21 protein-coding genes are annotated in these 22040 nt (G+C 70.3%); 10 read left to right on the top strand and 11 right to left on the bottom strand.

All coding sequences use genetic code 11. From position 1 onward, the window contains the following. Positions 1 to 177: 177 nt before the first annotated feature. From pufB to ACFQUV_RS25040, 3 genes are all read left to right on the top strand, one after another. Positions 178 to 546, top strand: a complete 369-nt coding sequence (gene pufB, locus ACFQUV_RS25050) for a light-harvesting antenna LH1, beta subunit (protein WP_244601549.1) — start codon at positions 178 to 180, stop codon at positions 544 to 546. A gap of 19 nt (positions 547 to 565) precedes the next feature. Beyond that, positions 566 to 745 (top strand): light-harvesting antenna LH1, alpha subunit, encoded by a 180-nt coding sequence (gene pufA, locus ACFQUV_RS25045; protein WP_111385575.1) that lies wholly within the window; start codon positions 566 to 568, stop codon positions 743 to 745. A 1225-nt stretch (positions 746 to 1970) separates the two neighbouring features. Continuing rightward, a complete protein-coding gene (locus tag ACFQUV_RS25040) occupies positions 1971 to 2375 on the top strand; it encodes a four-helix bundle copper-binding protein (RefSeq protein WP_129608746.1) in 405 nt (134 codons plus the stop codon). A 423-nt stretch (positions 2376 to 2798) separates the two neighbouring features. Here ACFQUV_RS25040 and ACFQUV_RS25035 read toward each other — a convergent pair whose 3' ends face one another. From ACFQUV_RS25035 to ACFQUV_RS25010, 6 genes are all read right to left on the bottom strand, one after another. Further along, positions 2799 to 3971 carry a branched-chain amino acid ABC transporter substrate-binding protein gene (locus tag ACFQUV_RS25035; protein WP_129608747.1) on the bottom strand — a complete coding sequence of 391 codons (1173 nt, stop codon included), beginning with the start codon at positions 3969 to 3971 and terminating at the stop codon, positions 2799 to 2801. A gap of 208 nt (positions 3972 to 4179) precedes the next feature. Beyond that, the gene (locus ACFQUV_RS25030) at positions 4180 to 4512 is read right to left on the bottom strand and encodes a DUF6867 family protein (RefSeq protein WP_129608748.1); all 333 of its coding nucleotides are present in this window, start codon (positions 4510 to 4512) and stop codon (positions 4180 to 4182) included. A gap of 167 nt (positions 4513 to 4679) precedes the next feature. Continuing rightward, positions 4680 to 5426: an ABC transporter ATP-binding protein gene (locus ACFQUV_RS25025; RefSeq protein WP_129608749.1), complete on the bottom strand. Its 747-nt coding sequence runs from the start codon at positions 5424 to 5426 to the stop codon at positions 4680 to 4682. 222 nt (positions 5427 to 5648) lie between these two features. After that, a complete protein-coding gene (locus tag ACFQUV_RS25020) occupies positions 5649 to 6560 on the bottom strand; it encodes an ABC transporter ATP-binding protein (RefSeq protein WP_129608750.1) in 912 nt (303 codons plus the stop codon). Next, the gene (livM, locus tag ACFQUV_RS25015) at positions 6560 to 7930 is read right to left on the bottom strand and encodes a high-affinity branched-chain amino acid ABC transporter permease LivM (protein WP_111385581.1); all 1371 of its coding nucleotides are present in this window, start codon (positions 7928 to 7930) and stop codon (positions 6560 to 6562) included. Before livM ends, ACFQUV_RS25020 begins: the two co-directional genes overlap by 1 nt. Before the next feature lie 166 nt (positions 7931 to 8096). Next, entirely contained in the window at positions 8097 to 9014 is a 918-nt protein-coding gene (locus ACFQUV_RS25010) for a branched-chain amino acid ABC transporter permease LivH (protein ID WP_129608751.1), read from the bottom strand. Between the two features lie 474 nt (positions 9015 to 9488). Here ACFQUV_RS25010 and ACFQUV_RS25005 point away from each other — a divergent pair, with 474 nt between their 5' ends. Next, entirely contained in the window at positions 9489 to 10388 is a 900-nt protein-coding gene (locus tag ACFQUV_RS25005) for a helix-turn-helix domain-containing protein (protein WP_129608752.1), read from the top strand. 16 nt (positions 10389 to 10404) lie between these two features. On the opposite strand, the gene ACFQUV_RS25000 is transcribed toward ACFQUV_RS25005, so the two are convergent. From ACFQUV_RS25000 to ACFQUV_RS24990, 3 genes are all read right to left on the bottom strand, one after another. Beyond that, positions 10405 to 10884, bottom strand: coding sequence for a BLUF domain-containing protein (locus tag ACFQUV_RS25000; RefSeq protein WP_129608753.1), 480 nt, complete (start codon positions 10882 to 10884; stop codon positions 10405 to 10407). Positions 10885 to 11087: 203 nt separating this feature from the next. Continuing rightward, positions 11088 to 11867: a 3-oxoadipate enol-lactonase gene (pcaD, locus tag ACFQUV_RS24995; RefSeq protein ID WP_129608754.1), complete on the bottom strand. Its 780-nt coding sequence runs from the start codon at positions 11865 to 11867 to the stop codon at positions 11088 to 11090. Between the two features lie 80 nt (positions 11868 to 11947). Next, complete coding sequence (locus ACFQUV_RS24990; RefSeq protein WP_111385586.1) at positions 11948 to 12439, bottom strand: carbon monoxide dehydrogenase subunit G; 492 nt, start codon at positions 12437 to 12439, stop codon at positions 11948 to 11950. A 265-nt stretch (positions 12440 to 12704) separates the two neighbouring features. Here ACFQUV_RS24990 and ACFQUV_RS24985 point away from each other — a divergent pair, with 265 nt between their 5' ends. Both ACFQUV_RS24985 and ACFQUV_RS24980 read left to right on the top strand, forming a co-directional pair. Then, complete coding sequence (locus ACFQUV_RS24985) at positions 12705 to 12947, top strand: hypothetical protein (protein ID WP_129608755.1); 243 nt, start codon at positions 12705 to 12707, stop codon at positions 12945 to 12947. A 175-nt stretch (positions 12948 to 13122) separates the two neighbouring features. Continuing rightward, positions 13123 to 14385, top strand: a complete 1263-nt coding sequence (locus ACFQUV_RS24980; RefSeq protein WP_165363852.1) for a S9 family peptidase — start codon at positions 13123 to 13125, stop codon at positions 14383 to 14385. Between the two features lie 33 nt (positions 14386 to 14418). Here the strand turns inward: ACFQUV_RS24980 and ACFQUV_RS24975 are convergent, their stop codons facing one another. Further along, complete coding sequence (locus tag ACFQUV_RS24975) at positions 14419 to 15360, bottom strand: MBL fold metallo-hydrolase (protein ID WP_129608757.1); 942 nt, start codon at positions 15358 to 15360, stop codon at positions 14419 to 14421. Positions 15361 to 15773: 413 nt separating this feature from the next. On the opposite strand from ACFQUV_RS24975, the gene ACFQUV_RS24970 reads away from it, so the two are divergent. Then, positions 15774 to 16997: a Xaa-Pro peptidase family protein gene (locus tag ACFQUV_RS24970; protein WP_129608758.1), complete on the top strand. Its 1224-nt coding sequence runs from the start codon at positions 15774 to 15776 to the stop codon at positions 16995 to 16997. Positions 16998 to 17053: 56 nt separating this feature from the next. Here the strand turns inward: ACFQUV_RS24970 and ACFQUV_RS24965 are convergent, their stop codons facing one another. Continuing rightward, positions 17054 to 18412, bottom strand: a complete 1359-nt coding sequence (locus ACFQUV_RS24965) for an esterase-like activity of phytase family protein (RefSeq protein ID WP_129608759.1) — start codon at positions 18410 to 18412, stop codon at positions 17054 to 17056. A gap of 103 nt (positions 18413 to 18515) precedes the next feature. Here ACFQUV_RS24965 and ACFQUV_RS24960 point away from each other — a divergent pair, with 103 nt between their 5' ends. The 3 genes from ACFQUV_RS24960 to ACFQUV_RS24950 all read left to right on the top strand — a co-directional run bounded on the left by ACFQUV_RS24960 (position 18516) and on the right by ACFQUV_RS24950 (position 21896). Continuing rightward, positions 18516 to 19295, top strand: a complete 780-nt coding sequence (locus ACFQUV_RS24960) for a GNAT family N-acetyltransferase (protein WP_244601550.1) — start codon at positions 18516 to 18518, stop codon at positions 19293 to 19295. Between the two features lie 14 nt (positions 19296 to 19309). After that, positions 19310 to 21091, top strand: a complete 1782-nt coding sequence (locus tag ACFQUV_RS24955) for an SLC13 family permease (protein ID WP_129608760.1) — start codon at positions 19310 to 19312, stop codon at positions 21089 to 21091. A 127-nt stretch (positions 21092 to 21218) separates the two neighbouring features. Further along, a complete protein-coding gene (locus ACFQUV_RS24950) occupies positions 21219 to 21896 on the top strand; it encodes an HAD family hydrolase (RefSeq protein WP_111385005.1) in 678 nt (225 codons plus the stop codon). Positions 21897 to 22040: the final 144 nt, after the last annotated feature.

Here is a 22040-nt window from a genome sequence, read left to right as displayed (position 1 = left end):
GGGGCGCGCCGATGGACAGGAGGCCGCGGGTCGGCCGGCACGGCCGGACCGGGTTCGAGGCAGGACATTGGAACTCCGCCGCTGGCCGGTCGGGCGCGGTGGCGGGTCAAGGCGGTGCGTCTCGGCGCCCGCAGCGTGCGACAGGTCGGTCCGCCGGCCGTCGACAGCAGGTTTCTGATGACGGACTTCAAGTTCAACGAGGACGTGGTCGGCTGGGCAAGACCGTTGTCGCGGTGGCTCAACGATGTCGACTGGCAGTCGAGCTGGCGCATGTTCTCGATCCAGTATTCCCCCGATGCCATCGGGCGGAATGTCGGTCGTGGCGATTTCCGTCACGACAAAACCCGGCTGTCAGGGCGTTTGCAGCGACGTCCTGCGGCAACCTCAATGGAGGGTATACAGATGGCTGAAAATCGGAGCCTTTCCGGCCTGACCGAGGAGGAGGCGCTCGAGTTCCACGCCCAGTTCAAGACCACCTTCACCGCCTTCATGGTGATCTGCGTCCTCGCCCACGTTCTCGTGTGGGCCTGGAAGCCCTGGTACTGAGCGATAGGGGGAATTCGAAATGGCCAACCCGCAAGACGACTACAAGATCTGGCTGGTCCTCAATCCGTCGACCTGGCTGCCGGTGATCTGGATCGCCGCCCTCGTGGTGGCTCTCGCGATCCATGCGTTCGTGCTGAACAACCCGCGGTACAACTACATGGACATCAAGACCGCGGCCGAGAAGGTGCAGACGAAGTAAGCTGCGCGATTTCGGCGTTTCTCCTCTTTTCGAGGAGCGTGCGCAGGCGGGTGGCTCGGATCGTCCGATCCAGTCCACTCGTATCGTCGGGAAGGCTTTTTGCCGTCGCGACGAGGTGACGCGTGATGCCTTCGTGCTCACGCGTCGTCCCTGCGCCGGTCGAGCCGGTTTCGGCCGGATCGGCAGACGGACGGTGATTGGTGTTGCGTACCACACGGGTGCCGAAGCTCGCTTCGGCGCCCGTTTTATTGTGTTCGTCGCGCAAAGCGCGAGAGTCCCGACGAGACTCGCCCGACCCGTGCGGGTGACCGGGCTTTGGGCTGTGACGGGCGAGATCCGCGCCTCACCGCGACCCCGGCCTCAGGTTCGGACGGGCGCCTGCCCGGCGCGATGGCACATGGCCTCACCTCGCCCCGCGACGCGGGGAGAGGTCGGATCGCAGGCCGCAGGCCGGCGAGCCGGGTGAGGGGCACCACCGCGTATCGAGTCACCGAGGCGGCCGAGACACCGAGATAGGTTCTCTGACATGGCCTCACCTCGCCCCGCGAAGCGGGGAGAGGTCGGATCGCGGGCCGAAGGCCGGCGATCCGGGTGAGGGGCTCACCGCGTATTGAGTCACCGAGGCGACCGAGACACTGAGATGGGCTCTCGCACACGGTCTCATCTCGCCCCGCGAAGCGGGGAGAGGTCGGATCGCAGGCCGCAGGCCGACGATCCGGGTGAGGGGGCGCCACCGCGTATCGAATTACCGAGGCGGCCGAGACACTGAGATAGGGCCCATGGCCTCACCTCGCCCCGCGACGCGGGGAGAGGTCGGGTCGCGGGCCGAAGGCGACGAGCCGGGTGAGGGGCACCACCGCGTATCGAGTCACCGAGGCGGCCGAGACACTGATACCAACGGCAGCACTCTCGGACTGCATCCTCCGGCCGAAGGCCGGGCACGACGAGTCGACATCAGCAGCCATCGGTATGAGATCGGCTCTCGCACCGGGCCTCACCTCGCCCGGCGAAGTGGGGAGAGTCGGATCGGGGGCCGAAGGCCGGCGATCCGGGTGAAGGGCTTCACCGCCCGCGAGCGGGCCCGTGGCACGAGGGCCCCGCCGCGATGTGCAGCTCCGCCGCACGGGCGACAGATCGAACGCGCCGTCGACCAGGGCGTGGTGAACCGTCCCGGTCGCGGCGGGTTGAGGGGGCAGGGGACTCGTTTCGGACTGGCGGAGACACCATGCTGGCCCACGACATCATCTCGACCCATCCCGACGTGCGGGGCAACACCAACGACGCTCTGATCCACTGCATCGAGGAGTGCTACTCCTGCGCCCAGGCGTGCACCGCCTGCGCCGATGCCTGCCTCGGTGAGCAGGACGTGAACCGGCTGCGGCAGTGCATCCGGCTCAATCTCGACTGTGCCGACATCTGTGCGGCGACCGGCGCCATCGCGTCGCGTCGCACCGGCTCCAACGAGGCGGTGATGCACGCCATGCTGGAGGCGTGCGCGCTGGCGTGCCGGCAATGCGGCGAGGAGTGCCGGCGGCATGCCGAGCACCACGAGCACTGCAAGGTGTGTGCGGAGGCGTGCCGCCGCTGCGAGGACGCCTGCCGCGAGGCGATGCGCACCGTGGCGCACTAGAACGGAATCCGATCCAACTGGATCGGATTCCGTTCTGGAAGTCCTTGCGTGATCGCATTTTCGACGGCGAACCGGAGTCCACTTCGCCGGAAAATGCTCAACGCGGCGGAACGGTCGGGCCATCCCGGCGGCGGCGTCCGCAGCGTCGTCGTCCGCGGCGGTCCGGCCGGCGAGCCCAAACACCAAGCCGCCGGGATCTCGCGATCCCGGCGGCTCGTCCTGTCGGCCGTCTCGAGCCGGCCTTTGCTCGTCGCCTCGCCTTTGCTCGTCGCCTCGCCTTTGCTCGTCGCCTCGCCTCTGCTCGTCGCCTCGCAGGACCGATGTCGCGTCGTCGCTCTTCGACCGATCGCTCGCCCCGTAGGCACCGCGGTGGCGCCGCGTCGCGGCGGCGCCCGCAGCGCAGCCAGCGGGCGCTGCTGCGCCTTACTCCGTCGCTTCCACGTAGGTGAGCTTGCCGTCCTCGCCCTTCTTCCAGACATAGAGGACGTAGCGGTCCTTCTTCTTGCCGCCGACCAGGTAGCCGTCGTTGGAGACGTCGCCCTTCTTGTCGAGCGACAGCGTGCCCAGCACGGTGTCGAACGGCTTGCCGGACGACATCACGGCCGCGACCTTCTTGGGATCGGCGGCCTTGGCCTCCTCGATGGCGGCCTTGATGACCTGCACGGCGGCGTAGCTGTACAGCGTGTAGGCCTGCGGCTCGAACCCGCGCTTGCGGAAGACCTCGACGATCTCCTTGTTGGCCGGGTTGGTGCGCGGGTCGGGCGAGAACGTCATCAGCGAACCCTCGACCCCCTGTCCGGCGATGGCCGCGAACTCGTTGTCGGCGAGGCCGTCGCCGCCCATGATGACGGCCTTGACGCCCTGGTCGCGCATCTGGCGCAGGATCAGGCCGCCGGTGTCGTGCAGGCCGCCCCAGAACACGAGGTCCGGATTGGCCGCCTTGAGCTTGGAGACCAGAGCGGTGAAGTCCTTGTCGTCCTTGTTGACGCCCTCGTAGAGCACCTCCTTGAGGCCCTTGGCGTTCATCGCCTTGCGGGTCTCGTCGGCGAGGCCCTGGCCGTAGGTGGTCTTGTCGTGGACGACGGCGATCCGCTTGCCCTTGAACTTGTCGGCGATGATGGCGCCGGCGAGGCCGCCCTGCTGGTCGTCGCGGCCGCAGACGCGGAAGATGTTCCACATGCCGCGCTCGGTGACCTTCGGATTGGTCGAGGCCGGGGTGACCGACAGGATGCCGTTGTCCTGATAGACCTCCGAGGACGGTATGGTGACGCCGGAGTTGAAGTGGCCGACCACGAACTTGACGCCGTCGGCCACGAACTTGTTGGCCACCGATACGCCTTCCTTGGGGTCGCCGCGGTCGTCGCCGGCGTACAGCTCGATCTTCTGGCCGAGGATACCGCCCGCCGCGTTGATGTCGGCGACCGCCTGCTCGACGCCTTGCTTGAGCTGCGCCCCGAAGGCGGCGCTGCCGCCCGTCATCGGGCCGCCGACGCCGATGCGGATCTGAGCCTCGGCGCTGCTCGGCGCCAAAGCGGTGCCGAGCGCGGTGCCGATCGCGAGACCGAGCGCGAGGACCTGCGTCCTGCCGTGGATCATCGTTCCTCCTCCTGCGAAGCTGTGAAGCGCGTGTGCGTGGCGGCGACCGCCACCATGGTGCCATTGAGACGGAAACCGCCCGTCGTGTCACTCGGCATGGCGGCGCCGGGCGGCGGCCGCGCCCGCGGCGCGGTGCCGCGCCTCCGGGGGCCGCACGCCCGCGCGGCGCTCACACGCCGCGCTCACGCGCGGCGCTCACACACGGCGCTCACGCATCGCGCTCCGCCGGAATGATCAGGAAGCCGTACTGCCGGATCATCTGCCGCCGGCGGGTGCTGCGGAACGCGGCGAGCGCCACCGCGGTCACCACGGTGGTGTCGACCGCATAGTACCAAGGCGACATGAGCGTGCCCTCGAACAGCGCGAAGTGGATGAAGCGCACCGCGAAGCCGAACAGCAGCATCGCCGGGAGCACCATCCACCATGGCCGCCAGGTGCGGGCGATGGCCCGCCCGGACAGCCAAGCGCCGGCCCCGCCTAGCACCAGGGTCACCAGGAGGAAGATGCCGAAGGAGTCTTCCTGATAGAGCAGGCCCTGCATGGCGGGTCCTCGGTTCAGGCTCGATCCGGTCCGATGGTTCGTAGGCCGCAACGCCGGGGTGGGATGGCGGCAGCGCCGCCGCCCTGTTGCGTCGGGCCTGGGAACGCCTCGCCTCGCCGCAAGGGCCGCCAGTCCGCAGGTTCCGTATCGCTGGCCGAGATCATGGTTCAGGACCCCGTGGCGGCGGTTTCGCGGCGGCCGCCTTCGAGATAGGCGGCCTGCACCTCGGGCCGCTCCAGCAGGTCGCGGCCGCTGCCCGTCATCGTGATCACGCCATTGACCATCACATAGGCGCGGTGGGCGAGCTTGAGGGCGTGATAGGCGTTCTGCTCGACCAGGAACACGGTCAGGCGCCGGGTCCGGTTCAGCTCGCGGACGATGTCGAAGATCTGCTGGGCGATCAGCGGCGCCAGGCCGAGCGACGGCTCGTCGAGCAGCAGCAGGCGCGGCCGGCTCATCAGGGCGCGGGCGATCGCCAGCATCTGCTGCTCGCCGCCCGACAGCGTGCCGCCGCGCTGGGCGAGGCGCTCGGAGAGCCGCGGGAAGAAGGCGAGCACGCGGTCGAGCTCGGCCGGATCGGCCTCGGGTCCGGCCGCCACCAGGCCCATTTGCAGGTTCTCCAGCACAGTCATGCGGGCGAAGATGCGCCGCCCCTCGGGCGACTGGGCGATGCGCAGGCGGGCGATCTCGTGGGTCGGCAGGGCGGTGATGTCGCGGCCATCGAACACGACGCGGCCGGCGCGCGCCCGCGGGTTGCCGCAGATGGTCATCATCAGGGTCGACTTGCCAGCCCCGTTGGCGCCGATCAGGGTGACGATCTCACCCTCGTTCACATCGAGGTCGACGCCCTTCAGCGCCTTGATGCTCCCGTAGTAGGTCTCGACGCCGCGCACGGCGAGCAGCGGCTCAGCCATGGCGTCGATCCTTGTCCGATCGGGAAGAGCCGGCGGACGAGCACGGCTCTTCACCTCTCCCCGCAGGCGGGGAGAGGTCGAAGTCCGCGCGTGGCGTGCGGACTTCGGGTGAGGGGGGGATTGCGGCTCCACGATACGCCCCCTCATCCCGACCTTCTCCCCGCGAGCGGGGAGAAGGGGCGCGGACGTCGTGCCTTTCGGTCCGATGGGCGGACGCGGTCCTCATAGCCCCACCTCCGCCTCGGCGGCCTCGACCTCGTCGTCGGCGACCCCCAGATAGGCCGCGATCACCTTCTGGTCGTTGCGCACCGCCGCCGGCGAGCCGTCGGCGATCTTGACGCCGTAGTCGAGCACGACGACGTGGTCGGAGATCTCCATCACCACCGACATGTCGTGCTCGATCAGCAGCACCGAGGTGTCGTGGGCGTCGCGGATGGTCAGGATCAGGTCGTTCAAGGCGGCGCTCTCGCGCGGATTGAGGCCGGCGGCCGGCTCGTCGAGGCACAGCAGCACCGGGTCGGTGCACATGGCGCGGGCGATCTCCAGCCGCCGCTGGGCGCCGTAGGGCAGGGCGCCGGCCGGCTCGTCGGCGCGCTCGATCAGCCCGGTGAGAGCGAGCCAGTGGCGCGCCTTGTCGACGGCGGCGCGCTCGGCCCGCGCATAGCTCGGAAACCCGAGCACGCCGAGCAGCGTGAAGCCGGAGGCGACCATCAGGGGCGCATGCTGGGCGACCAGCAGGTTCTCCAGCACCGTCATGCCGGAGAACAGGCGGATGTTCTGGAAGGTGCGGGCCACCTTGGCCTGGCGCGTCACCAGATGGTCGGGCATCCGTTCGAGCAGGAACAGGGCGCCGTCCGGGCGCGTCAGCTTGCGGTCGCCGCACAGAGTGAGCGCGTCGAGCTCGCTCCATAGCCGGGCGTCCCCATGCGCCACCGCGATGCGGCCTTCGGTCGGCTTGTAGAAGCCGGTGATGCAGTTGAACACGGTCGTCTTGCCGGCGCCGTTGGGGCCGATCAGCGCGGTGATCTCGCCGCGCCGCGCCGTGAAGCACAGGTCGTTGATGGCGACGAGGCCGCCGAACCGCATGGTCAGGTGCTCGACCTCGAGCAGGGCCGGGGCGGGCGAGGCGCGCATCAGCCGTGCCCCTCCTTGACCAGGCTGCCGGACACCGCCTTGCGCTCCTTGAGGAACACCGACGGATCGCGGGTGGCGATCAGGCCGCGTGGCTTCCAGATCATGATCAGCACCATGGCGAAGCCGAACAGCAGCATGCGGTACTGGGTCGGGTCGAACTCGCGGCCGAACACCGCCTTCAGCGCGTCGAGCTCGCGCAGCAGCTCGGTGCCGCCGATCATCGCCACCGCCGCGATGGCGACGCCGATCTGGCTGCCCATGCCGCCGAGCACCACGATGGCCAGGATGGTGGCCGACTCCATGAAGGTGAACGACTCCGGCGAGATGAAGCCCTGGCGGGCCGCGAAGAAGGAGCCGGCGAAGCCGCCGAACATCGCCCCGATGGCGAAGGCGGTCAGCTTGGTGGTGGTGGTGTCGATGCCGAGCGACCGGCAGGCGATCTCGTCCTCGCGCAGCGCCTCCCAGGCGCGGCCGATCGGCAGCCGGCGCAGCCGCACGGTGACGAAGGCGGTGACGAGGGCGAGCGCCAGGATGATGTAGTAGAGGAACACGCTGCGGTAGATCGGGCTGAACTCCAGCCCGAACACCGCCGCGAAGCCGCTGTCGGAGGCGTTGAACGGGATGCCGAAGAAGGTCGGCCGCGGGATGCCCGAGATGCCGGCGTAGCCGTTGGTGACCGGCACCCAGTTGATCAGCACGAGGCGGATGATCTCGCCGAACGCCAGCGTCACGATGGCGAGATAGTCGCCGCGCAGCCGCAGCACCGGGAAGCCGAGCAGGATGCCCCAGAACGCCGCCAGAATGCCGGCGAGCGGCAGCAGGGTGAAGAACGACAGGCCGAACTCCTTGGCGAGCAGCGCATACGAGTAGGCACCGACCGCGTAGAAGGCGACGTAGCCGAGATCGAGCAGCCCGGCGAGCCCGACCACGATGTTCAGGCCGAAGCCGAGCATCACGTAGATCAGGATCTGAATGCCGAAATTGTCGATCCATTTGAGGCCGCCCTGGAAGCCGACCAGCCACAAGGCGAGGAACGGGAAGACGGTGACGAAGCCGATGGCGAAAGGCGGGAACCAGCGGCCGAGGCCGGCGGCGAGCCGGCCGGCGCTGCCGTCGGGGCGCGGCGCGGCGCGGGCGCGGCGCTCCCGCCATGGCGTGATCACCAGCGAGTTGAGCAGGCTGCCGGCCACCACGAGGGCGACCAGCACGACGAGGAGAGGCCAGCGCGTCTCCAGCCGCAGCTCGCCGCGGATGTCCTGCACGGCCTGAAGCGCGATCAGCGGCACGAACAGGCCGAGCGCGACGGCGCCCCAGATCGCCGCGTCCTTGACGGCGCGGAGCGCCAGGGGGGTGGCGCCGTTCGGGCTCATGCGGTGCCTCGCGGCGGGAAGGCGGTCGTCCCGGCGGGACCCGCCGGATCGTGCCGCGCCGTCGTGACCGCGCGGATGCGCGGGCCGGCGGCGACGGGAGCATGAGGCCCCGGCTCGGCGCCTCGCGCCGCCGCCGGCCGGCAAGGTCTGCGCTCCACCCGCATGGTCAGACCTTCTCCACCTCGGGCCGGCCGAGCAGGCCCTGGGGCAGGAAGATGAGCACCACCGCGAGGATCGAGAAGGCGGCGACGTCCTTGTAGTCGATCGAGAAGTAGGCCGACCACAGGGTCTCGACGAGGCCGATCAGCAAGCCGCCGATCACGGCGCCGGGGAGCGACCCGATGCCGCCCAGCACCGCCGCCGTGAACGCCTTGACGCCCGGCGTGAAGCCGTCCGCGAAGCTGATCACGCCATAATACATCAGATACATGGTGCCGGCGACGGCGGCGAGCGCCGCCCCCATGACGAAGGTGATCGACACGGTGCGATCGACGTCGACACCGAGCAGGGACGCCATCTTCTGGTCCTGCTCGCAGGCGCGCTGCGCGCGTCCGAGCGCCGTGCGGCTGACCAGCCACCAGAAGGCGGCGAGCAGCACCGCGGTGACCACCCAGACCATGATCTGCTTGTAGGAGAGCGTCACCTGATAGCCGGACCCGCCCATCAGCACGAAATCGCCGGTGAGCAGCGGCGGGATCGACTTGTTGCGCGGCCCCTGGGCGACCTGGACGAAGTTCATCAGGAAGATCGACATGCCGATCGCCGAGATCAGCGGAGCGAGCCGGAACGAGCCGCGCAGCGGCCGGTAGGCGAGCCGCTCGATCGCCCAGTTCAGCACGCCGGTCAGCACCATGGCGACAATCAGCACGATGAACAGCGCCAGCGTCACCGAGGCGATGCCGAGCCATGTGGTCAGCACCAGGAAGGCGATCAGGGCCACGAAGGCCGACACCATGAAGACGTCGCCGTGGGCGAAGTTGACCATCCCGATGATGCCGAACACCATCGTGTAGCCGATGGCGATCAGGCCGTAGATCGAGCCCAGCGTGATGCCGTTGATGAGCTGTTGTACGAAGACTTCCATGCGTCTGCCGTGCCTTCCACCCCGAAAAACGCCGGCCGGCCCGGTCCCGGGTGCCAGGCACCGGCGAGACCACTCTCTGTTACTCTTAACAGCGGCCCCTTGCTCCGGCAACGCTCTATCACGTCGCAGGAATCCGTCGTGGCCCCGGCCCGTTCCGAGGCCGGCGGGTCGTTTCGTCCTTAGGCTTGCAAGGACGATGCCTGATCAGATCGTGACGCCGGCGGCGGAACGTCTCGCCGGCCACGGCGCCGACGGTCGGGCGATGCGGCACCGCAGCAGCGATCGGCCGCAGAGGACGCCGGCGATCGGCGCGGCAGGACGGGCCGATGTCTGCTCACGATCGTGGCAACCTGCCTGGCCGTTGCGCAGGCCGGAGGCGAAGAGAAGTGGGGAATTGTTGTCATATATTGATAGATCTGACGGGCTCGGCGACCCCGTGTTCTGGTCGCCGTCGCCCCGGCCTATGGTGACAGCATGACCCGCGCCGCTACCCTGCCGCTCTTCCATCTCTACGGCGACCCGCCGGAGGATCAGGCGTTCGACTTCATCCATGTCGAGACCATCGCGTCGCGGTCGGCCCGTCATGCCTGGACCATCCACGCCCACCGGCACCGCAACCTGTTCCAGATCCTGCTGATCACGGCGGGCGGTGGCGACATGAGCCACGAGACGGCGACCCGCCCGTTCACGGCGCCCTGTGCCATCCTGGTGCCGGCCACCGTGGCGCACGGCTTCCGCTTCCGCCCCACGGAGACTGCCGGATGGGTGATCAGCTTCACCGAGGACGTCGGGCACGGCCTCGGGACGGCGGCCGACGCGGCACTGGCGCGGCTGCGGATGCTCGCCGCCGATCCTGTGGTGCCGATCGGTGGCGAGGCCGAGGCGGAGCGGCTCGCCGGGCTCGCCCACGCCCTGCACGAGGAGCATTTCCTGGCTCGCGACGGCTACCGCCTCGCGCTGCGGGCCTGGCTGGCGCTGATTGCCATCGGGGTGGCGCGGCTGGCGGCGCGGCGTGAGCGCGGCAGGACACCGGCTCCGACGGGTGGCGCCGGCGAGCCGGTCGTCGAGGCGCTGCGCCACCTGGTGGAGGAGCATTTCCGCCGCGAGCGGCAGCTCGCCTTCTATGCCGGCCGGCTGGCCATGACGGCCGATCGTCTCAACGATCACGTCAAGCGGGCGAGCGGCGTCACGGTCGGGCACCTGATCCGCCAGCGCATCGTCACCGAGGCCAAGCGCCAGCTCGTGTTCACCTCGCAGCCGATCCACGAGATCGGTTACGAGCTGTCCTTCGCGGACCCGTCGCACTTCACCCGCTTCTTCCGTCGCCAGACCGGCTTGACGCCACAGGCGTTCCGCGAGCAGGGCGGTGGCTGATCCGGCACCGGCCGCGTCAAGCGTGGGGACGAGGGGCTCCGGCGCGGCGCCGCGGCGGCGCCGGGCTGCGCTCCATGTAGGCGGCCACCACCGCCTCGGTGAGGTCGACCAGCCGACGCGGGCTCAGCCGGCTCGGATCGAAGTCGCCATCCTCGCACCAGCGCCGCACCAGGTCGTCCATGTCGGGCTCGATCGCGGCGCCCGCCATCCACCACAAGGGGAACCGCCGCTCGTCGGTGGCGCGCGTGTCGGCCAGCACGATGTCGCTGTGGCGGGGATCGGCCGCGATGCGGTCGTAGGTGGCCGTCACGGCGGCCTGCCGTCCTTCGAGCACCTGGACGATCCAGTTGCGATCGACGATCATGGCCCCGGTGATGCCGTGCAGGCGGTTCTTGGCAATCGAATGCGCGAGGATGTCGGCCATCTGGTCCGCGACGGCGTCGCGGTCGGGGCCGAGACGGTTGCGACTGTAGTAGACGAGACGAACCAGAGCCATGGTCGTGTCCTCGCGTGGGGGCGGGCGGAGGCTGTGCTGATGTCGAGCGATAACACGGGCGGCACGCGAAGTCCCGCGGCGGTGCACCACGCGACGTGAGCGGGATACGCTGCACCGCACAGGGCAGCCGACGCCCCCGCGGGGTCTTCACCCCGCGCCTCGGGGTCGGCATGATCACGGCCAGTCCTCACGACGGCCGGTCCTCACGACGTGAGGAAGCCCAAGACCTCGGTGTTGAACGCCGCCGCCTGCTCGATGTTCGAGAGATGGGCGGCTTCCAGAATGGTGAGCTGCGCGCCCGGGACGTTGCGGCGGATGAACTCGGCCGCCTCGGTCGGTGTCGACTGGTCGTAGCGGCCGGCGACCACCAGGGTAGGCACCGCGATGCGGGCCAGGAGGTCGCGCTGGTCCATGTCGCGCACCGCCTCGCCGCAGGCGATGTAGCCGTCGACCGGCGTCGCCAGGAAGGCGGCGCGGATGCGGGCCACCGCGTCCGGCTCGCGCTCGCGGAACTCCTCGGTGAACCACAGGCCCATCACCTTGTCGACGATGGCGGCGAGGCCGCCGGCCCGCACCACTGCGATGCGGTCGTGCCACGGCTGCTTGTCGGCCATGTGGCTCGTGGTGTTGGCGAGCACCAGGCGGCCGAGCCGCTGAGGCGCGTTGGCGCCGAGCCACTGGCCCACCATGCCGCCGAGCGACAGCCCGACCCAATGGGCCTGGTCGATGCCGAGGCCGTCGAGGATCGCCAGCGCGTCGCGGCCGAGCCGCTCGATGGTGTAGGGGCCGGGCGTCACGCCGGAGCCGCCATGGCCGCGGCGATCGTAGCGCACCACCCGGAAATGGCGGGCGAGGGGGGCGACCTGCGGCTCCCACATCGTGTGGTCGGCGCCGAGCGAGCTGGACAGCACCACGGCGGGCGCCGTCTCCGGCCCCTCCACCTCCACCCGGAGGGCGCAGCCCTCCGCATCGATCATCGGCATGTGTCCCGTGCCCCCTCGTTCCGATTCGCCGAGCCGGATCACGCGGGTCCGAATCGGCGCCAGTTCCGTCGTCCCGCCGCTCAGGGCGTCGAAGCCTCGCCCTCCGGCGGCACCGTGCCGTCCGCAGGGGCCGCGACCGCGGCCGCGAACTTGTTGAAAAACTCGTCCGCCATCTTCTTCGAGGCGCCGGCCACCAGGCGCTGGCCGAGCTGGGCCAGCTTGCCGCCGATCTGGGCCTCGACATTGTAGGACAGCAGGGTGCCGCCGTCGCGCTCGGCGAGCGCCACCGCGGCGCCACCCTTGGCGAAGCCGGCGACTCCGCCCTCGCCCTCGCCGGAGATGCGGTAGCCGTTGGGCGGATCGAGATCGGTGAGCTTGACCTTGCCCTTCCAGCGCGCCTTGACGGGGCCGATCTTGGTCACCGCCACCGCCTGGAACTCGGTCTCGGACAGGCGGTCGAGCATCTCGCAGCCCGGGATGCACACCCGCAGCACGTCGGGGTCGTTGAGCTTCGACCACACGATCTCGCGCGTCGCGGGGAGCTGCACCTCGCCCGCCATCGTCATCGCCATCGCCACACTCCGTCGTGTCGGGGTGGGCGCCGCGGTGCGGCGCACCACGACCATCATAGGCGGCGGACGGCCGGAGGAAAGGGGGCGAGGCCCGCCGCCTCGCCGCAGCGGCGCGCCGGGGCGGGTGCGCCTCGGCGAGGCTGGCGCCCGCCCGGGCCGCGGTCTACCATCGCGGCCGCGACGGCAGCCGCGTCCTCACCGGAGGCGGTGCCGCGCCAACCAAGAAGACGTAACCCCCGGTGGAACGCAGCAACGGAGGATCGACATGTCGGGCATCCCATGGCCGGCGGCGCTTGCCGTAACGGTGCCGCTTGCCGTCGCGGCCTCGCTGATCGATACCCGCCCCGCCGTCGCCCAGGGCGGCATCGTCTGCCAGTACGGCCCGGCGTCGTACCGGCGCTGCTGCACCCAGTCCTATGCCCGCAAGCCGAGCCTCGCCGCCCGCGCGCGGGCGAACGACATCGATGCCTGCATGGGCAAGGGTGGCGGCAAGAAGACACGCGGCTGAGCCGCCTGCGCTCTGCGCATCGCAGGAGCCGGCGCCCCGCGCCGGCTTCGGCAGACCCGCGCCGCCGATCGGCCGTCTGCCGGCGCCGGTGATCTCTGCTCAGACCCGCCGTCCCGCGCTCGGCTTCGCCATTCCCTCCCGCCACCCGATCCGCTCCCCGCCGCAAGGACCCCCGATGACCGAACAGGCCGCTGTCCCGTCCGTTCCGGCCGCCGCTCACGCCGAGCCGCGCGTCCGCCGCTTCGACGCGCAGCGCTGGATGATCGACAACGTCATCCGCGCCAACGGCATCGACTGGGATCAGCCGCGCTCGATCTATCTCAACGCGCCGTGCGGCACCGAGGCGAACGCCGACTTCGCCGGCATCCGCGAGCGGGTGAGGAAGATGGCCGACATCGGCCCCGCCTTCGCGGCGGTGGCGCGTCGTCGCCAAGCCAAGGCCGAGGCCGCCGAGGCGGACGGTCACCCGGTGACGGCGCGCGACAACTACTACATGGCGGCGGTTCACTGGGCCGCCGCGCAGTGGCCCTACGACAGCAACAGCGCCGACAACCTCGCCTGCAACGCCCGCAAGCGCGCCTGCTATACCAAGTACGCCGCATTCGCCGATCACCACGTCGAGCCGGTGTGGATTCCGTTCGAGGGCAAGGCGCTGCCGGCCTGGTTCCACCTGCCGCCCGGCTATCGCGACGGCCGTCTGCCTGTGGTGATCGCGGTGCCCGGCATGGACTCGTTCAAGGAGGCCATGGTGGCGCTCGCCAACGACCGCTTCCTGTCGCGCGGCGTCGCCGTGCTGGCGATCGACGGTCCCGGCCAGTACGAGGCGCCGGTGCTCGGCCTCTACTTTTCGACCGAGCGCTGGGCCGCGGTGGGACGCCCGATCGTCGACTGGCTGGCGGGGCGACCCGAGGTCGATGCCGGCCGCATCGGCGTGGTCGGCACCAGCTTCGGCTCGTTCTTCTCGACCATCCTCACCGCCCACGAGCCGCGCATCGCCGCCTGTGCGGTGATGTCGGTGTGCCACGAGCCGGGCGGCGACACGATCTTCGAGCAGGCGTGCCCGACCTTCAAGAAGCGCTTCATGTACATGTCGGGGATCACCGACGAGGCCGAGTTCGACGTGTTCCGCCGCACCATCACCTGGGAGGGACACGCCGAGCGGATCGCGGTGCCGTATCTGTGCGTCGCCGGCGAACGCGAGGAGCTGAGCCCGCTGGAGCATTCCGAGCGGCTGCTCGCGGCGTTACGAGGGCCGAAACGGCTCGTCGTCTACGAGGAGTCGCGCCACTCGGTCGGCAATGTGGCGGCCACCAATCTCGGGCCGTTCCCGCCGACCCTGGTGGCCGACTGGATGGTCGACCGGCTGGCCGGCAAGCCGATGGCGAGCGAGCGCTGGTTCGTGCGCGCGACCGGCCAGGTGGACAAGAGCCCGCTCTGAGCTGCGCACGCGGGTGGTGCCGCGCGCCTCGCTTCAACGACGGCGGCCCTTGAGGTAGCGATAGGCGCTGCGCACGTCGGCCGCGATCCACTCGCGATACCGCGGCATCTCGGCATAGCGGGGCAGGCGCACCTCGCGGCCCGCGGCCTCCTCGGACAGGCCGTTACGCACCGCCGCCGCCACCGCGTCGCGCAGCGCGACCAGCAGATCGCGAAACTGCGCCACCTGGTGCAGCGTCACCGGCGGGCCATGGCCCGGCACCACCGCCTCGACGTCGAAGGTCAACACGCAGTCGAGCACGCGAATCCAGCCGTCGAGGTCGCAGTCGCCGAGCCAGGGGAAGCGGCCGTGGAAGAGGAGATCGCCGAGATAGACCACGCGGGCGCGCTCGAGATGGACGACGACGTCGCCATCGCAGTGGGCCGGGCCGAAGTAGCACAGCCGCACCACCTCGTCGGCGAGATGGAAGGCGAAGCGGTCCGTGAAGGTCTGGCTCGGCGGCACGATGTCGAGCTGCGCGTAGACCGCGTCGGAGAGGTGGCGGCCGGCCGTCTCGCGCGCCACCGCGTCGTCGGCCACGAGGTCCGGAAAGCTCTCACCGTAGCACAGCGCCGCCTTGGTGGGCAGGTCGGTGATGGTCCAGCCGCGGCCGCCATTGGGGCCGAGCAGCGCCGCATAGGTCTCGGCAGTTCGCTCGTGCGCGACGATCGGCGCCTCGCCGGCGAACACCCGGTTTCCGGCGACGTGATCGAGATGATAGTGCGTGTTGACCACCGCCCGGATCGGCTTGCCGAGCTGATCGGCCAGCGCGCCGCGGAAGCTGCGGGCCAGTGCTTCGTTCTGCTGGGTGTCGATCACGATGACGGAATCGCCGGTGTCGATGGCACCCGTGTTGGAGCAGCCGTCGGCGCCAAGCCACACATAGGCCCCGGCGCCGACGTGGTGGAACTGCGGTTCGGTCGAGTCGGCTGTCATGCAAAGTCGGTCCGGTATGCGTCGCCGCCGTCCCGGGCCGGGGAGGGTCGGCCTAAGAGGCTGCTCGAGAGGCGGCCCGAGTGTATGATCGCGGCCGGCGACTTGTCCAAATGGTTTGCGCGAAACGCGGCCCGGCGGCGCCTCCCTCCGGCTCGTGCATGGTTCTTGCTTCGCGGCGGGTCTCGTCGTCCTCCGCCGCCCGGACCGGGACGGCGGCCGGGCGGCCGGCGATGTGCCCACGGGCGTCTCGGCTCTTCGTTCCGGGCGCGACAGCGATGCGCCACTGCGGGTTCCGGCGTGGCTGCCGCCCCCTGTAGTCTGGCGGCCTCACCTCGTCGCGAGCCGGCAGCGTTCGCCCGTCCCGGCGCCCTGCCACCCGCGACCCCCGGAACCACCCTGGCGAGGAGACTGGCATGGACCGATATGCGCGCGGCCCCTTCAATGTCGGCTACGAGCGGCGGGTCGATCTCGCGGTGCTCCGCGCCAAGCGCATCGCCAAGGCCCAGGAGGAGCGCCGCAAGGCGGGGCTCGACGCGCTGCTGGTGTGGAAGGACGAGAACCAGCGCTACCTGACCGATCTGCGGCCGCAGCTCATCACCGGCAAGACGACGGCGCTCAACGGGGCGCTGCTGATCGAGGGGCGGGCGCCCATCCTGTTCTGCTCCGGCGGGGAGCGCGACCGCGTCGACCTCACCATGCCGTGGATCGAGGAGGTGCACACCATACCGATCATCGAGGAGGTGGCGCTGGTCGACGGCATGGTGCGCGACATCCTCGGGCCGGTGCTGAAGCGCCACGGCCTCGCCGACGCCAAGCTCGGGCTCGACGAGGCCAACATGGTGTTCGTCAAGGCGCTGGCGCGCCACTTCCCGAAGCTCTCGATCGAGGACGGCGACACCCCGATGCTGGCCGCCCGCATGATCAAGCTGCCGGAGGAGATCGCGCTCTTGGAGGAGGCGACCGCCATCGCCGACGCCGTCACCGCCTCGGCCACCGCGGCGGTCGCCGACGGGGTGCGCGAATGCGAGGTGGCCGGCGAGGCGATGCGCACGCTGTTCCGGCTCGGCGGCGAGTACTCGCATGTGATGACGCCGTTCGTCGCCTCGGGCGAGCACATGGCGCCGCCCAATCGCATCTGCGGCGACAAGCTGATCCGCCACGGCGACATCGTGTTCATCGACATCGGCGCCGCCTTCGGGGGTTATTTCGGCGATGTCGCCCGCGCGGTGATCTGCGGCCGGCCGTCCGACGAGCAGCGCCGCATCTTCACCGCCGTGCACGCCGGGCTGATGGCCGGCATCGCCGAGATGCGGCCGGGACGCACCAACAAGGATTGCGCCGACGCGATCGTGCGCACCGCCGGACAGTATGGGCTCGATGGCCGCTTCCTGTCGCTGTTCATCGGCCACGGCGTCGGCATCGGGGCGAACGAGCCGCCCTATATCGGCGAGACGCTGCCCGGCGCGCCGACCTACGAGTTCCGACCCGGCATGGTGTTCGCGGTCGAGCCGCTGGTGTGGGTGCCGGGTGTGCGCGGCGGCGGCGGCGTGCGGCTGGAGGACATGGTGCTGGTCACCGAGGACGGCCCGCACGTGCTGTCGCGGGCGCCATACGACGAACGGCTGCTGCTGGGCTGAGCGGACCTCTCCCCGCGAGCGGGGAGAGGTGAGGAGGGCTCGTCGCCCTCGATGACTCACTTCGCCTTGAGAAGATCCTCGACGCGCAGCAGCACCAGCTCGTTGTCGTCGGCCTTGTTGGGCTCGCGGCTCGACGAGAACGGCAGGTTGTTGTCGTTGCCGACCACGATGTGGTGCTCGTCGACGCGGTCGACGTTCTCGATGGTGAAGAACGGGAACGCCAGCACGCCGGCGGTGAGCGGCTTGCGGGCCTTCTTGTCGGGGTCCTGGATCTTCATCAGGTCGATGTAGCCGATCTTGCGCACCGGCTTGCCCACCATGGCGTCCGTCATCTCGATCTTGTAGACGCGCTTGAACTGGGCCGGCTTGGCGAAGCAGGTCTCGGTCGCGGTGCCGGTGGCGCCGGGCGGACACGCCTTGTCGGCGGTGCCTTCGAGGTCGTCGCGCTCGATGACGAGGCCCGTGGTGGCGTCCAGCATGTTGAAGTCACCGATGGCGTGGCCGTTCTGCTCGAACGGATAGTACCAGAAGCGGCCGGTGAACTTCTCGGCGGCGACGTCGAACTCCAGGATGCGGGCGGCCTGCTTGCCGTCCAGGTTCTCGAACTCCTTCTTGTCGGCGTCCCACAGCGGGCCTTCGAGCAGCCCATAGAGGAACCGCCCGTCCTTCGAGGCCGCGAAGCCCTCGTAGCCCTTGGAGCGGCGCGCGTTGAAGCTGCCGGCCTGGTTCGGCACGCCCGGCGAGGCGACGGCGTAGTGGTCGGGCGAGCGCACCGGCTTGCCGTCCGCCGTGGTCTCGACCACGCCGAGCACCTTGCCGCTGCGGTCGACCTTGATCAGATAGGGGCCGAACTCCTCGCCGATCCAGATCACGTCGCCGATCGGCTGGATGCCCTCGGGATCGAAATCGGCGCCGGTGAGGTAGCGCGTCTCGGTGCCCTCGTGGGTGATCCGGAACGGCACCTTCTTGTCGGGGTCGCGCAGGAACACGGTCTCTAGCCGCTCGACCTTGCCGGTCGCCCAATCGATTTTGAAGCGATGGAAGAACAGCATGGCGTCCGGCGAATTGGCCTTGGAGCCGAAGCCGTTGTCGGTGAGCACCAGGAAGCTGCCGTCGGGCATGACCTTGATGCCCGACTGGCCCTGCACCGGCTGGCCCTCGAAGGGCAGCGCGAGGCCGGTCGGCCGGCCGTTGGACTTGCCCATCACGGTGCCCGCCGCGTCGACGCGCTTGCCGGTGGTGAACTTGCCGGACATCTTGAGGTCCGCCGGCGCATCGGCGGGCGCGTCCACGAAGGTCGCGGCCGGGAAGCTGGCGTGGCCGGCGAGCACCGCCGGGAATTCCTGCTGGGCGTGGGCCGGGGTGGCGAGAACGAGCGCCAGGGCGGCGGTCGCGAGGGCGAGATGGCGGGTCATGGGGTCTCCGCGTGGGTCCGTTGCACCCGCGCTTGTCGACCGCCACCACGACGCCGGCTTGACGCGGCGATGACACGACGATGACGGCGGCCTGGACGGCTCCTTGGATCACGGCACCACGGGGGCGTGCGAAATGTCCGAACGGGAAGGTCGGGGATTTCGCTTGCGCTCGATCTGGCCGGCCGGGCTACAAGCGACGGCATCCACGCCCTCACAGGTCATCATGAGTCAGCACGAGCCATCTCGCCTCACTCCGACATCCGATTCCGTCACCGTCGAGCATCTCGACCCGGCCGATCACGCCCGGGCGATCTCGCTCCGCCCTTATCCCCACCAGGCCACGTTCGTGGCGAGCAACGCGGAGTCCCTGGAGGATGCCGCCGATAATCCGGCCTGCGTTCCGCTGATCATCCGGGCCGCCGGCGAGCCCGTCGGCTTCGCCATGTACGCGCTGGACGAGGACGACGGGAACTATTGGATCTATCGCCTGATGATCGACGCCCGCGTCCAGGGCCGCGGCTACGGCCGTGCCGCCGTGATCCGGATCGTCGAGATGCTGTCACGCATTCCGGGCTGCGATCGCGTCGTGCTCGGCGTCAAGCCGGACTACGAGCGGGCCCGCCGGCTCTACGAGGGCGGTGGGATTCCGGCCGACCGGCGAGATCATCGATGGCGAGATCGTCATGACGCTGGCGTTCTGAGCCCGCGGGGGCCGCCGCCTCGCGGCCCCGTCGTCCCGGCGGTGCGCTGGTGCCGACCGCTGCCCCTGCGGTCACCGGGTCGGCGGGCCGCCGGCTGCCACCGGCTGCACCGCGGAACACCGCGGGACGGCGGGCGTTGCCACCCGACCCCATCGCCGCGCGCGCGCTCGCGCCTTCCTTGACAATGGACACCGGAATGACGCTCCCCCAGGGGCTCGCCTTCGCCATCGTCGGCACCATGATGATCCTGTTCGTCTGGGGCCGGCTGCGCTACGACGTCGTCGCCGCGCTCGCCCTCGTGGCCGCCGTCGTGTCCGGCATCGTGCCGGCCGACAAGGCGTTCTCGGGCTTCGGCGACGACGTGGTGATCATCGTGGCGAGCGCCCTCCTGGTGTCGGCCGCGATCGCCAAGTCGGGCGTCATGGAAGAGGTGGTGCGGCCGCTCGGGCCGTATCTGACGACGCCGCGCCGCCAGGTGTTCGCGCTCGTCTTCGCGGTGGTGGTGCTGTCAACCTTCATCAAGAATGTCGGCGCGCTGGCGATCCTCATGCCGGTCGCCTTCCAGCTCGCCAAGCGCACCGGCACGCCGCCGTCCTGGCTGCTGATGCCGCTCGCCTCCGGCTCGCTGATCGGCGGCCTGATCACCCTCGTCGGCACCTCGCCCAACGTCATCGTGGCGCGGGTGCGGGCCGACATCGTCGGCGAGCCGTTCCGCATGTTCGATTATGCGCCGGTGGGACTCGCGGTGGCGGCGGTCGGCCTCGCTTACCTGACCTTCGCGTACCGCCTGCTGCCGAAGGACCGCCAAGGCGGCTCGTCGCTCGATGCCGCCATCAACATCGAGAACTACGTGGTGGAGGCCGCGGTGCCGGAAGGCTCGCCGTTGGTCGGCAAGCGCGCCGCCGAGATCGGCACCCTGGACGAGGGCGTCAGCACCGTGACCACGGTGGTGCGCGATCAGGAGCGGCGCCACCGCGTCACCCCCGGGCTGCGCCTGAAGGCGGGTGACATTCTGCTGATCGAGGGCGAGCCCGACTCGCTCGAGCGTGCCGTCGTGCGCGCCGGCCTCCAGCTCTCCGGCCCGGCCGGGGAGGCGGCCGCCGAGGGCGACGCCGACGAGGTCGGCACCGTCGAGGCGGTGGTGACAGGCAGCTCGCCGCTCGTCGGCGAGACCCACGGCAGCGCCGGCCTGTGCGACCGCTTCGGCCTCGATCTCATCGCCATCAGCCGCTCCGGCGAGCGCATCACCGAGCGGCTGCGCAGCGTGCGGTTCCGGCCCGGCGACGTGGTGGTGATTCAGGGACGGCTCGACCGCGTGCCTGACGCCCTCAAGGAGCTCGGCCTGCTGCCGCTGGCCGAGCGCGAGCTGGAGCTCGGCCGCGGCCGGCGGCGCTGGATTCCCGTCGCGGTGCTGGCCCTCGCCATCGGCGCGATCGTCTCCGGGCTGCTGCCGATCGCGGTCGCGTTCTTCGCCGCCGCCGTGCTGCTGGTGCTCACCAAGGCGCTGGCGCTGCGCGAAGCCTACGAGGCGATCGAGTGGCCCATCGTGGTGCTGCTCGGCGCCCTGATCCCGGTCAGCGACGCGGTGCGCACCACCGGGGCCACCGACCTGATCGCCGGCTGGCTGTCGGTGGCGACCGCCGCGCTGCCGCCGACCGGGGCGCTCGCCCTGATCATGGTAGCCGCCATGGCGGTGACGCCGTTCCTCAACAACGCCGCCACCGTGCTGGTGATGGCGCCGATCGCCGCGAGCCTCGCCGGCACGCTCGGCCTTCGCCCCGATCCGTTCCTGATGGCGGTGGCCATCGGTGCCGCCTGCGACTTCCTCACGCCGTTCGGCCACCAGTCCAACACGCTGGTCATGGGGCCCGGCGGCTATCGCTTCGGCGACTACTGGCGGCTCGGCCTGCCGCTGTCGCTCCTGGTCGTCGTGGTGGCGGTGCCGGCCATCGCCGTGGTATGGCCGCTCTCCCGCTGAGTCGAGCCGGTCGCGTCGCGGCCGCGTGGCCGCTGCCACGAGACCGTCATGTCGGCACGGCATGCAGTTCGGCGCGCGGTGACCCGGCCGTTCCCGAGCCACCTCCGCGCCCGATTGGAGACCCTCGATGCGCCCGCGCCAGACCGCCTTCCTGTTCGATCTCGACGGCACCCTCGTGGACAGCGTCTATCAGCACGTTCTCGCCTGGCACGAGGCGCTGGAGGCCGAGAGCATCCCGCTGTCGGTGTGGCGCATCCATCGCAAGATCGGCATGAGCGGCGGGCTGTTCACCAACATGCTGCTGCGCGAGACCGGGCTGGAGCTCGACGCCGAGCGGGCCGAGCGGCTGCAACGCCTGCACGCCGAGAGCTACGGCCGGCGCTCCGCCGAGATCCGGCCGCTGCCCGGCGCTCGCGCGCTGCTCGACTATCTCACCGAGGCCGGCATCCCGTGGGCGATCGCCACCAGCGGCCGCATCGCCACCGCCAAGCGCACCCTCGACACGCTGGGCGTCGATCCCGACCGCGTCCCGGTGATCACCCGCGACCTGGTGAAGTACGCCAAGCCGGACCCCGACCTCTTCCTCGCCGCCGCCGACCGGCTCGGCGTCGCCATCGAGGACTCCTGCGTGGTGGGCGACAGCGTGTGGGACATGCTGGCGGCCCAGCGCGCCCGGGCGCTCGGCGTCGGCCTGCTGTCGGGCGGCTACGGCGAGGCGGAGCTGGAGCGCGCCGGCGCCTACCGGGTCTACGAGGACCCCGCCGCCATGCTGCGTCACATCGACGAGGTCGGCGGCCGGCGCTGACGCCGGCCTCGCCGACGGGGCGCTTGATCACCGTCAAGGCCGATCACCGCCCACTTGCCCTAACAAGATACCGGGGTGCGACTCCGCCGGCGTCTCGACGATAACGATCTCGTCGATCCGGTCCATCTTCGACACCGCCGCATC

It is taken from the genome of Rhodoplanes sp. P11, assembly GCF_964266735.1.
Lineage (GTDB): Bacteria > Pseudomonadota > Alphaproteobacteria > Rhizobiales > Xanthobacteraceae > Rhodoplanes > Rhodoplanes serenus.
Note: the sequence above shows the minus strand (reverse complement) of the source record. Positions and strands in the feature narration are given on the sequence as shown.